The 9492-nt window shown below is 37.4% G+C and carries 11 protein-coding genes; 6 read left to right on the top strand and 5 right to left on the bottom strand.

Annotated features, from left to right (window positions below):
* On the bottom strand, positions 1 to 507 hold a 507-nt coding region (locus tag ACTF6W_RS01565), incomplete at its 3' end, for a VanZ family protein (RefSeq protein WP_438992783.1).
* A gap of 143 nt (positions 508 to 650) precedes the next feature.
* On the opposite strand from ACTF6W_RS01565, the gene ACTF6W_RS01560 reads away from it, so the two are divergent.
* The 4 genes from ACTF6W_RS01560 (at position 651) to ACTF6W_RS01545 (ending at position 3674) form a co-directional block, all read left to right on the top strand.
* Positions 651 to 1052, top strand: coding sequence for a PepSY domain-containing protein (locus ACTF6W_RS01560; protein WP_438992782.1), 402 nt, complete (start codon positions 651 to 653; stop codon positions 1050 to 1052).
* A 3-nt stretch (positions 1053 to 1055) separates the two neighbouring features.
* The gene (locus ACTF6W_RS01555) at positions 1056 to 1715 is read left to right on the top strand and encodes a response regulator transcription factor (protein WP_438992781.1); all 660 of its coding nucleotides are present in this window, start codon (positions 1056 to 1058) and stop codon (positions 1713 to 1715) included.
* Positions 1702 to 3090, top strand: coding sequence for an ATP-binding protein (locus ACTF6W_RS01550; protein ID WP_438992780.1), 1389 nt, complete (start codon positions 1702 to 1704; stop codon positions 3088 to 3090). The genes ACTF6W_RS01555 and ACTF6W_RS01550 overlap by 14 nt, the downstream gene beginning before the upstream one ends.
* A gap of 101 nt (positions 3091 to 3191) precedes the next feature.
* A complete protein-coding gene (locus ACTF6W_RS01545) occupies positions 3192 to 3674 on the top strand; it encodes an RT0821/Lpp0805 family surface protein (protein ID WP_438992779.1) in 483 nt (160 codons plus the stop codon).
* A 167-nt stretch (positions 3675 to 3841) separates the two neighbouring features.
* Here ACTF6W_RS01545 and ACTF6W_RS01540 read toward each other — a convergent pair whose 3' ends face one another.
* Entirely contained in the window at positions 3842 to 4429 is a 588-nt protein-coding gene (locus tag ACTF6W_RS01540; protein WP_438992778.1) for an FKBP-type peptidyl-prolyl cis-trans isomerase, read from the bottom strand.
* A 164-nt stretch (positions 4430 to 4593) separates the two neighbouring features.
* On the opposite strand from ACTF6W_RS01540, the gene ACTF6W_RS01535 reads away from it, so the two are divergent.
* Positions 4594 to 5721: an inositol-3-phosphate synthase gene (locus ACTF6W_RS01535; protein ID WP_438992777.1), complete on the top strand. Its 1128-nt coding sequence runs from the start codon at positions 4594 to 4596 to the stop codon at positions 5719 to 5721.
* Positions 5718 to 6434 (top strand): NTP transferase domain-containing protein, encoded by a 717-nt coding sequence (locus ACTF6W_RS01530; RefSeq protein ID WP_438992776.1) that lies wholly within the window; start codon positions 5718 to 5720, stop codon positions 6432 to 6434. The genes ACTF6W_RS01535 and ACTF6W_RS01530 overlap by 4 nt, the downstream gene beginning before the upstream one ends.
* Positions 6435 to 6438: 4 nt before the next feature.
* Here the strand turns inward: ACTF6W_RS01530 and ACTF6W_RS01525 are convergent, their stop codons facing one another.
* The 3 genes from ACTF6W_RS01525 to ACTF6W_RS01515 all read right to left on the bottom strand — a co-directional run bounded on the left by ACTF6W_RS01525 (position 6439) and on the right by ACTF6W_RS01515 (position 9467).
* On the bottom strand, positions 6439 to 6750 hold the full coding sequence (locus ACTF6W_RS01525; RefSeq protein ID WP_438992775.1) for a chorismate mutase: 312 nt from the start codon (positions 6748 to 6750) through the stop codon (positions 6439 to 6441).
* A gap of 64 nt (positions 6751 to 6814) precedes the next feature.
* Complete coding sequence (locus ACTF6W_RS01520) at positions 6815 to 8347, bottom strand: lipopolysaccharide biosynthesis protein (RefSeq protein WP_438992774.1); 1533 nt, start codon at positions 8345 to 8347, stop codon at positions 6815 to 6817.
* A 19-nt stretch (positions 8348 to 8366) separates the two neighbouring features.
* Positions 8367 to 9467, bottom strand: coding sequence for a hypothetical protein (locus ACTF6W_RS01515; RefSeq protein ID WP_438992773.1), 1101 nt, complete (start codon positions 9465 to 9467; stop codon positions 8367 to 8369).
* Positions 9468 to 9492 lie beyond the last annotated feature (25 nt).

Below are 9492 nucleotides of genomic sequence, written 5' to 3'. Positions count from 1 at the left end.
ATATTTTTCTATGTTTAAATGACTAGATATATTTGCCATTAAAGTTGCTTTTTCGAAACTAAAAATAAATGGTGTTAATAAAAAGAAAACCCATCCCATTAATAATATAAATAATGAAATTTTGTGATCAGATTTAAGGATGTGTGAATAATGCCGAGCCATTAAATTTGCGGTTAATATACCAAGAAATGTACCTATCATATTCCAGAGCACGTCATAAAGTGCTGGATATCTTTGCGGAATATATATTTGTAAAATTTGAACACCTAGAGCCAATATAAAAGAACAAAAACATAATAAAAAATAATATTTTTGTTCATTTTTATTTCTTGAAATCAGTTCACTGCCGGCAAAACCAAGTGGCAGGAATAATAAAACATTGCTTAAAATATCTGCTATTCTAGCACCAAAGATATTTGTTGAAAAAATTGCTCGCCTGTCATTTTGTGCCAAATTTTCAAATTGAAAATCAAATGGAAATAACGACCCATAAATGATGATAACAATGCTAAATAAAAATAATGCTGCTTATTTAAGGTTTAATTTAAGACAGATTAATACTATAATTTTAATATATAGAATAGGTTAATAAGCTAAACACCCAATTCTTATTCATCCTATATTAAGAAGAATTTAGGTAGTATTTGGGTATGTTTAGAATCACTGCGCACATATTGGCTTTAATGGTTATGTTTATAGCTATGCCTCTTGATGGGTTTTCTCAAGAAATACGTGAAATACCTCAACCCAGGGAATTGGGGACGAGGTCAGTTTCTCAATCCCCTCAGGAGCGCCTCAGAATACCGGATCAATTTTTCAGGCATGATCAGGCAAGAGACGCAGTTCGCTCTGGAAATATTTTATCATTGTCGGTTATTCGTAAAGCGGTACAATCTGAATACCCTGGAAAAATTGTTGATGTAAGGCTCTTAGTCCCTAAAAGGGAAGGTATAAATTACCTCTATGATGTTAGGGTTTTAACCGATGCCGGAAAATTACTTTCCGTTAAAATAGACGCTAAGAATGCAAAAATTATTGATGTAAAAGGATAGTTAATGAGATTGTTACTCGCTGAAGATGATCCAGATTTATCAAGACAGCTCAAAAGTTTTTTAGAAGATTCTGGGTATGCAGTGGACGCTTCTATGGATGGTGAAGACGTGCATTTTTTAGGTGAAACGGAAAGTTATGATGCGATCATTTTAGATCTAGGATTGCCAGTCATGGACGGTATCAGCATACTTAAAAAATGGAGAGATAAAGGAATTGATACGCCAGTTCTGATCCTAACCGCACGTGATGGCTGGTCCGAGAAAGTAACAGGGCTCGATGCAGGTGCAGATGATTATGTGCCAAAACCATTCCAGATAGAAGAAGTTCTCGCCCGCATTCGTGCACTGATAAGACGCGCTGCAGGACAGGCTTCGCCTGAAATATCAATTAAGGGTTTAACGCTCAATAGTGCTTCATCAAAAGTGACAGTAGATGGCATGCCAATAAAACTGACCGCACAAGAATATAAACTGCTTTCCTATATGATGCATCATCCGAATAAGGTCATTTCCAGAACGGAACTTACTGAACATATTTATGATCAAGATTTCGATAGGGATTCAAATACTATTGAAGTTTTTGTGACACGGGTTCGTAAAAAAATCGGAATTGATATAATTAAAACAATTAGAGGTCTGGGGTATCAGCTTGTCGCTGAATAAGGATAAAAATATACCAACTACAACGAAACGCCGTTCATTATGGGTGCGCCTTGTTACAATATCTGCAGTTTGGACGGTATTGGCATTGGTAATTGGGGGATATCTTCTTTCTCTGGTTTTTCGAGATACTTTAGAACAAAATTTTGACAATCGTTTAAGTGGACTTTTAGATAATTTAATCGGGATTAGTCTTGATGATGAAACCACAGAACTTAATTTTTCAAGAACGATGGTGGATCCTAGGTTTGAACAACCATACTCAGGATGGTATTGGCAAATAGCACCGGAAGGATTTAATCCAGTCCGGTCGCGTTCATTATGGGATGTGAATCTTGAAGTAGATTTTTCGGAAGATATTACTCAAACCCGTTTGCGTGATGCAATTGGACCTGAGCAGCAAATGTTAAGGGTAATCGAGCGTGATATTACCATCCCTGATAGCGAGGTAGTATATCGTTTTATAGTCGCTGTCGATACAATCGAAATCAACGAACAAGCCAGCCGTTTTGATAATATATTGTTAATTGGGCTTTCGGCTTTGGGTATAGGGTTATTGTCTGCATCATTATTGCAAGTATTTTTAGGGTTAAAACCTCTTGGGCATATTAAAGAAACGCTTAGTCAAGTTCGAAGCGGAGATAAAGAATATTTACCGACAGATTTTCCTAGTGAAATTCAACCCCTTGCTGATGAATTAAATGCCCTTATAGATCATAATAACGAAATAATTGCTCGCTCTAGGACGCAGGTAGGGAACCTTGCTCATGCCTTAAAAACGCCACTTGCGGTCTTAAAAAACGAAGCGCGTATCAATGAAGATAATAAAATGTCGGATACAGTAAAAAAACAAACCGACACCATGCATAAGCATGTGGACCATTATTTAAAAAGAGCACGCGCAGCAGCCAATTTAAAAACGTTAAGCGGTCATAGCCAAATCATGCCGTCAATTGAGAATATTGCAAGGGCATTAAATAAGATACATCAAGATAAGACCATTGAAGTTAGGAAAATTTCACCCGAAGTCAGCATGATATTTAAAGGTGATGCTAATGATTTTGAGGATATGGTGGGCAACTTGATGGAAAACGCAGCAAAGTGGGCATCAAAAAAAGTCGTTGTAGAGTGTGAAAAAATTAACAATAACCTTCAGATAAAGATTTTCGATGATGGACCAGGAATAGATAAAAAAGAGAGAGAAGCTGTCTTTATGCGCGGTGAAAGGCTTGATGAACAAAAACCTGGAACTGGACTTGGCCTTTCAATTGTTAAAGATTTATCAGCATTATATGATGGATCAATTCGTTTGGATGATAATTCAAGAGATGCTACCAAGAAGGGGTTGTTGGCAACATTAATACTACCATCAGTATAGTTTTATGAATTAATCCTTACCTTTCCTGAACTCGATATTCAGAATTCATTAATTTTAGGTTTGTTATTCTTTTTACATAATTAAAGAGTAAGGATAGCAATATGAAAAAAGTATCAGCAATAATTTTATGCGCTTTCACACTCTCTGCATGTGAGCAGGGGTCAAACGAAGGATTTGGAACATTTCTCGGTATGTTAGGTGGTGCCGTTGTTGGATCTGCTATTGCTGGTGATGGAGCAAGTTCTGATGGAAAAGCATTTGCGATGATGACCGGTGCTGTAGTTGGTGCTGCTGTCGGTAATAATATTGGTAAGAAATTAGATGAAGCGGACCGTATGAAGATGTATCAGGCTCAGCAAGTTGCGTTTGAGAATTATCCGTCTGGTCAGGCTTCAACTTGGTACAATCCAGATAGTGGCAATTCCGGTAGTTACACGCCAAGTCCGGCTGTTCAAAATGATAATGGTCAATATTGCCGTGAATACCAGCAAACTGTAACGATAGTCGGTGAAGTACAAGAAGCCTATGGTAAGGCCTGTCGTCAGCCAGACGGCAATTGGAAGATTGTTAATGACCGTATTTAAACGAGTATCTTATGTTTTGTAAAGTTAGTAAATGCGTCTAGTGCCCTCGGTTTATTCTGTATAAACTTTCCCCCTCACAATTTGTGCGAATACCAGCCGGGGTCACTAATACTAAAAAGGAGGCTATGTTTAGCCTCCTTTTTTTTCTTTTTTAAATTGTGTAATTATTAATTTACACGAATAAGTTCAACAGTAAAAATAAGATCTTCGTTGGGGCCAATTGGACCTCCGGGTGTGCCGCGTGGGCCATATGCTAATTCAGAAGGAATGAAGAATTTATATTTTGCGCCTTCTTGCATAAGTTGAACGCCTTCCGTCCAGCCACGAATAACCTGATTTAGACCGAAGTCAATTGGCTGACCACGCTGATAAGAACTATCAAATACTGTGCCGTCAGTTAAGGTGCCTTCATAATGAACTGTAACTCTATCTGTAGCCATTGGACGTTTACCTGTTCCTTCAAGAAGGACTTTATATTGTAGACCACTTCCAGTGACTTCAATACCAGGTTTAGATTTGTTTTCTTCAAGGAAAGATGATGTATCGCTCATTACTTGCTCCGCTTCTTCTGTCATTTGAGCCATTGTATCTTCTGCAGTGGCTTCATTTTCTGATGCTTGTTCTGAACAAGACATTAGAACAAAACCCGCCGAAGATAGAGCCAAAGTCTTTAAGAACATTTTGGTGTTTAGTGACATTAAAAACTCCATGTTTTTCTGTGTTTTTATAAAATTAATGCCATTCGTATATAGCAAAACTGTGGCAGTTCCAAGACGCAATTTTTGTATCTACTTATGTTACATCTCATGTAACTGTTAAATGCTTGTCTTTATTGCGCATTATAATGTATAGGAGGGGATTGAAATTCGGGTTTTATGTAAACCGATGATAGAGATATAATATAAAAAAGGTAAAATATATGTCGAAAATTAAAATTGCGATTGCGGGTATTGGAAACTGTGCAAGTTCACTCATTCAAGGTATTTATTATTATACACCAGAGCGTGTAGGTAACGATAAAATTGTCCCAGGCTTGATGCATTGGGATGTAGCCGGTTACCGTCCATGTGACATTGAGGTTGTGGCCGCTTTTGATGTTGATAGCCGTAAGGTCGGTAAAGACGTTAATGAAGCAATTTTTGAAAAACCAAATTGTACGACAGTTTTTTACCAAGATTTACCACTAAGCGGCACGATCGTTAAAATGGGTAATATCCTAGATGGTGTTTCAAAACATATGGCTGATTATGATGACAATCGTACATTTGTTCTTGATGGAACACCTTCAGCAACTAAAGAAGATATCGTACGCGAACTAAAAGAAAGTGGCGCTGAAATTCTAACGAATTATATGCCGGTAGGATCTGAAGAAGCCGCTAAGTTCTATGCTGAATGTGCATTAGAGGCAGGCGTTGCTTTCATTAACAATATGCCTGTTTTCATTGCGAGTAATCCTGAGTGGGCAGAAAAGTTTGAAGCCGCCAATATTCCGATTGTTGGTGATGATATTAAAGCGCAACTAGGTGCAACTATTACCCATAGAACACTAACTGATCTTTTCGCTAAGCGTGGTGTGGTTCTTGACCGTACTTATCAATTAAATACTGGTGGTAACACTGACTTTTTAAATATGAAAAATCAGGACCGTCTTGCCTCTAAGAAAGAATCAAAAACAGAAGCGGTTCAAGCGGTTGCTGGTACAAGATTAGATGACGAAAACATCCATGTTGGTCCAAGTGATTATATTCCATGGCAGAATGACAACAAAGTTTGCTTCTTGCGTATGGAAGGTGATCTATTTGGTGGTGTACCTATGAATTTAGAAATGCGTCTTTCTGTGGAAGACAGTCCGAACTCAGCGGGTGTGGCAATTGACATGATCCGCTGCTGTAAATTGGCACTTATGAATAGTGAAGGTGGTATTCTTACGGCTGCTTCAGCATACTTCTGTAAACATCCGCCTGTTCAGTATACTGATGATCAAGCCTATGAAATGACGGAACAGTTTATCGATAGTCGCGTTAAATCTCTTGGTGCTGCAGAATGAAATGCTTAATTGCTGCCGCTGGTCAAGGCACTAGATTACGTGAAAAAGGTGAGAGCAAGCCACTGATTGAACTCGGTGGTGTGCCCATTATTGAACGGGTAATTTTAAATGCACGCGCCGGCGGTCTTGATGATTTTTACGTTGTAACGGGATACCGTGGCACAAAAGTACGTGCCTTCCTTGATGAATTGTCGGAACGAGAAAATATTTCGATCACTCATATTATTAATGAAGAATGGCAACGTCCAAATGGACTTTCAGTGTCCTGTGCTAAAGATGTAATTGAAGGTCCCTTTGTATTAACAATGTGTGATCACCTTTTTGATCCTGAAATCATAAAAGACTTGCTTTCACATGATCATGAAGAGGGAACAGTGACACTTTGTGTGGATTATAATATTGAAAACCCTGTTGTTGATTTAGAAGATGTGACACGTGTGAATTGCACGAAAAATGAAATTAATAATATCGGTAAAATCATCCGTGACTATAATGCGTTTGATACGGGTATTTTTTATTGTACATCTGCTATGTTTGCAGCACTTGAACAAAGCGCCAAAGAAGGCGATGAAAGCATTTCTGGTGCGATGAATGTACTAGGGGCTAAAGATAAGGCGCGTACTTTTGATGTTAAAGGCCGCTTGTGGCTTGATGTTGATGATCCAATGGCGTTTGGTAAAGCTATTGTTTATGTTGACCAAGGCAAATTATAAGATTTTATTCAGCACCACTAATTTTTTTGTGGTGTTGAATGACTTCCTCAATAATAAAATCTAAAAACTTTTCTGAAAAGTCAGGATCTAGTTGTGCATCTTCTGATAATTTCCGAAGGCGTTCTATCTGCTTGCTTTCGCGATCTTTATCTGAAGGTGGGAGACCATATTTTGCTTTATAAACGCCAACTTTTTGGGTGATCTTAAATCGTTCAGCAAGCATATTTATTACAGCCGCATCAATATTATCTATACTATTGCGGTATTCGATAAGCTTTGATTTCTTTTCTTCTTCGGTTGGATTGTCATCGTGCACTTTTCAGTTCCTTATTATGTTGTTTCAGAACTTAGCAAATCTTTTACGTGTTGAGAAAGTTTTTTTACAGGAACTTTGCTTTTAATTTTTGAATGTCGGATTTTTCCATCGCTATAATTATTAATAATATTCCATAAATCAAAAATAAGAGTGGAATTCCAATCGCAATTCCATATCCATATCTTAAATCAATGGGTAGAAAGTTTTCCAGCAAATAAAAACTAAACGTCGTTGCGATCGCAGCAAAGATAACTTTAAATATCCTTAGTTTTAACATGTTAATGTTAAACATTTTTTTGATCACCATAACTCTTAATAAATTCATTAGAAGATATGTGCTGCATAGGGCCATGGCCACACCGATAGGACCAAATGAGGTATATTGTGTAAATAGATAGGCCAGTAAAATATATACGGGTATCATTGTTAAAGAGATGATTGGATTAAAGAATGGGCTTCGGTAAATAACAGGCAAGTCAGCCATACCAAACCCGCCATTTATAGTTTCACCAAGCATCAAGAAAAAGAGGACCATTCCGCCGATCATTGCCATATCTTGGTCTATGCCTTCTGGTAGGATAGCTGAAAAGATCGTTTCGCCGTAAAAAATGCAGAGAATGACGAGGATACTTTGGATCATGAGAATCCATCGCGAAACCATAATCATTTGTTGTTCAACGGTTTTATAATCTTTCGCCACGAGGCTTTTTGCCATTACAGGTGAAAGGATTGGATAAAAGCTTTGATATATTTTTTCAACGGATGTGGCAAATTGTTGGGCAATTGTATAAACACCTAAAATTGCTTCCGAGAAAAAGAATTTCACTGCAAAAATATCCATCCTCATAAATGTTAAAAGAGCAAGGTCATGAAAAGCAGTGGGGCCGGAAAACCGCATTAAATTCTTCATTAACGATAAACTTGGTCGCGCCTTTAATGTTTTTTCTAATGAATAAAGGTCGCAAAATCCCCAGAGAGCGTAAATAAGGGCGGCGATAAGAGCGACCGCGTAAGCCATTAAAAGGCCAAAACTAGAATAATCAAGATAATAAAAAAGAAGCATGCTACCAAGTAAGACATAAGGTTCAACTAGACTTCTTGAGATTACCTCATAACGCATTTTACGTGTTGCTCTTGTCCCTGCAAGAATAACGTCAAGCGCCGTAATTATGATTACCACAGGTGCTAAAGATTTTAATCCGGGAACCATTTCTGGGTAATCAAAAAGAAAGGCAAGCATTTCTGCACTTAGAATAATAATCCCTGTAAATAAAATACTGACGAGAACGGAACTCAACAAAGCAGAAATCATTACCTGTTCGATTGAGTATTTTCCTGCATATTCATCATCGTGAATAAATTTAAATAATGACCTTTTAAATCCGAATGTGGCGAACGCAGCGCAAATTTCAATTGTCGTGATGGTATAATTGTAACGCCCATAAAGTTCATTACCAAAAAGCGCTACGGCAAGAATTAAAAAGGGAAGTCGCGATCCTAAGCGAATTATAAAGCCAAAGAAATTTGCCCCTGCACCTTTGGCAATATCTTTATTGTCTTTGGCCGTGATTGCGGCCTTGTCATCAGTTGCGGACATAAGATCATTTCTGGTTTAGTTAACGTCTGCTGCGGCGTCTTTTCTTCGATGCGGCTTTCTTAGCTGGTTGAATATCAGTATATTCACTTAACGCCTTACCACTTAGAAGTTTTTCACCCTCTGCTGTTTTATATACCAGATTATAGTCTGCAATGTAGCGAAAATTTGTAACGGTTGGATTTGATTTAGCAAATGAACGCTCAAAAAAGTTTAAATGATCAGTTAAATTGAAATGGTCCATTTTTCTAGTAAATTGAATTTCTCCTTCAATATTACCATTTTTTCCTTTTGCAGTAATTTTAATTCTTTTTGGATAAGACGCCTCTTTTTCTTTAGTAATATTCTCATATTTAATGTTCACATTTTCAAAAGTTTCTATTGTTTTGTCGTTATCAAATAGTTTGAAAATGATATCTTGCTTTTCATCTGGTCTGGTGATTGCAGAAATGAATGGTTTCAGTTGACCATTACCAATACCGGAAATACGCGTCCAATTTTTAATTAATTGATCGACCTTATCTGTCATTAGAACGTGTACGCCATGCCCCTCTGCGATATCGGCATTATTAACGGGGCCGTTTGGTTTAAACCCAGCTTCTTCACCCAACTGCCAATTGCCATTACCAATAAGGGAAGGGGCATAAAAGCGGCTTTCAATAAAGCCTTCATCACTTGAAAAGCGATTGTGACTAAATGCTGCGATTTTCGATTTTGAATTTATATCGACAAAGGCCATTGTATTTTCAAGATGAACATTTACTTCATCATTTTTTTGACTTAAGCGGTGGGTATGTATGAAAAGATCAAGCTTATCTTCTTTGTACCCCCATTCACCAAAGTTGCGACCATTTTTAATGACATATTGTTCACCGTTGGGCGTGATGAGTGTGCTTAACATGATGCCGTGGTCTTTTCCAACTGGCCATGGGAAATTCGCCACAAGAAATTGACTTGTAATCAAGGAACCGTCAGACAGATAAAAATATTGTTCCCAATATTCAGTATAATTTTTATCATCCAGCCGTTTAGGGCGGATATTATCTATTTCTTGAGAGTATACGCTGGTAATAGAGAATAATAACAATACTAATATTCGACTAAAAACTTTTTTAAAGCACATATAAGGCTTCCTAATCTTACTCTAT

Source organism: Pseudemcibacter sp., assembly GCF_965661635.1.
In the GTDB taxonomy this organism is placed as follows: domain Bacteria; phylum Pseudomonadota; class Alphaproteobacteria; order Sphingomonadales; family Emcibacteraceae; genus Pseudemcibacter.
This window is presented reverse-complemented; position numbering and strand designations above follow the sequence as displayed.